We start from the raw sequence: 2,264 nt of genomic DNA, 5'->3' as shown, positions 1-2,264 counted from the left end.
TGTCTACCAGGGATTCTCGCTCCCGGTAGCCGACCAAGGCCCCCACACGGTGACCGGCGCGGTCGCCGCAGGGTTCGCACATACCCCCGCCGGGGCGGCCCTGGCGGCGATCCACGCTGTCGTGCGGATGTCCGTGGCACCCGATGATCAATGGGCCACCGTGGGGCAACAGATGCTCGCCTCCGGCGCGGGGCGTGACGACTGGGCCGTGGCGCGGGCCCAGATGTCGATCACCACACCGATCGCCAGCACGCCACCGAAGATCCTGGGCTACCGCATCACCGGCTACACCCCGGACCGGGCCGACACCGCGATCTACACCCAGCAACCCGACACGTCGCTGACCTGCAACACCGCCACCGTCATCTGGCAGACCGGCGACTGGAAACTCCTGCTCCCCGACGGGCACCACCCCGCCCTGGTCACCGCCCCCGACACACTGCCCACCGACACGATCCGGCTCCCGATCCGATGAACACGACCGCCGCGACTCTGCCACTGAAACACCACCGCTGGCTCGGGCTCGCAGTAGCGTTGGCCGTCCCGCTGAGCGGATGCGGTACTGACATCCCTCAACCCCCGCCCGCTGGTTTATCCACAACGATCCCCAGGACTGCTGCGCGGCCCCCGTTCACCGCGACACAGGCCCAGCCGCCGACCACAGACCTGTTCGGCAACCGTCTCGACGTCGTCGGAGACGAGGGACGCGCGTTTGCCCAAGATCCGGCCACGCGCCCCAACCCGTCGTCGGGCGACTATCTCACCGCGGCACCAGCGCAAATGTCCTGGCAACGCGGATGGGGCGGCGCCGCGCTACCAGTCTCCGGAAGCGATGGTCCGGCCGTCATCGACCACGGGATCGCCTCCGGGTTCGCCGACACCCCGCAAGGTGCGGCGCTGGCCGCCTGCGACGCGCTCGCCCGCACCCTCGCCGCACCAGAGGCACTGTGGCAGACCGTCGTTCGGACTCGTTTTGTCGGTGACACCGACGCGTTCATCGCCAGGGTCACGCGCAGCCGCACCCGCACACCGGATGCCGGCCGCTACGTCGCCGTCCCGGACGGCATCCGCATCCGCCCCGGTTACCGCGCCGATTTCGCGGTCGTCGACATCGCCACCCGAACCCGCGACGGCTACAGCTATTCGTCCTGGCCCATGACCTACGCCGGCGACTGGCGCGTGCGCCTGCCAGGCGACATCGAAACACTCTGGCAGCCAGGCGATCCCATCGAAAACCTTGCCGGCTTCGGGCAATGGAGGACCACCACATGACAACTCCAGCCATCGCCTCTGTCAGGCATGCTCAGCTGCCGGATAGCGTGTGTGACCTGCCCACCGGGCCCGGCGCGGTGTGCGCGTTGAAACAACTCGGCGGCAAAGCCGCCAACTCCGCAGCCAACTCCGCATTCGACAGCGTTGTCGACTCTCTGGTCAATGGCATGACATCCGCAATTCGGTTCGTGATGACGTGGTGGGTGAACCTGCCCTCTCCGCAGCTGGCGGCGTCTACCGGGGAGCCGGGGCCTGCCTTGGCGTCGATCCGCGGGTACACCAGCGGTTTGCAGGTTCTGCTCATGATCGCGGGGATTTTGTTCGCCGCCGCTCGGTTGGCGATGGCCAAGCGTGGTGGTGTCGCGGGGGAGGCGCAGGAGAGCTTTCTCATGTTCGCGCGGGCGGTGTTCGCCTCGATGATGTTTTCCGCCCTGATCACCACCGGCACGAAAGCCGGTGACGCGTTCAGCGACTGGGTGATCAACGACGCCACCGGCGGTGACCTGCACGGCGCGGTCGAGCGGCTGGTCGACAACAACCTGCGCGATCACAGCAACCTCGGCTCCGGTGTCCTGCTCGTACTGGGCATCCTCGGCCTGATCAGCATGCTCGTCCAACTCGCCATGCTCGTCATACGCCAAGCCGTCCTCATCCTCGTCGTCGCGGCCATACCGCTGGCTGCGGCCGCCGCGGGCACCGGGCCCGGATCGCAGGCGTACAAGCGGATGCTGTCGTGGTCGCTGGCGTTTGTGCTGTGGAAACCGGTCGGCGCCCTCATCTACGCGATCGCTTTCACCGCAGCGGGAACGAAAACCGCCGGTCAGCAGCAAGACCCGCAACTGGTGCTGCTCGGCATGATCCTGCTGCTGTCGGTGACGATCGTGCTGCCGGCCTTGATGCGGCTGGTCGCCCCCGCGGTGGCCACCCTCGGCGGCGGGGGAGGAGCAGGCGCCGCCCTCGCCGGTGGCGCCCTCGGCATCGCCATGGGCTCC

The 2,264-nt window shown here is 68.2% G+C and carries 3 protein-coding genes; all 3 read left to right on the top strand.

Going from position 1 to position 2,264, the window contains the following annotated elements; genetic code table 11:
- A partial coding sequence (locus NA3_RS35175; RefSeq protein WP_218021960.1) for a DUF8175 domain-containg protein occupies positions 1–475 on the top strand: 475 nt, incomplete at its 5' end.
- Positions 472–1,272 carry a DUF8175 domain-containg protein gene (locus NA3_RS37480; RefSeq protein WP_156769415.1) on the top strand — a complete coding sequence of 267 codons (801 nt, stop codon included), beginning with the start codon at positions 472–474 and terminating at the stop codon, positions 1,270–1,272. The genes NA3_RS35175 and NA3_RS37480, both read left to right, overlap by 4 nt.
- Positions 1,269–2,264, top strand: a 996-nt coding sequence (locus NA3_RS35165) for a TrbL/VirB6 family protein (RefSeq protein WP_501193631.1), incomplete at its 3' end; no start/stop codon positions are given. The genes NA3_RS37480 and NA3_RS35165, both read left to right, overlap by 4 nt.

The sequence above is a fragment of the Nocardia africana NBRC 100379 genome (assembly GCF_001612635.1).
GTDB classification, from domain to species: Bacteria; Actinomycetota; Actinomycetes; order Mycobacteriales; family Mycobacteriaceae; genus Nocardia; species Nocardia africana.
Note: the sequence above shows the minus strand (reverse complement) of the source record. Positions and strands in the feature narration are given on the sequence as shown.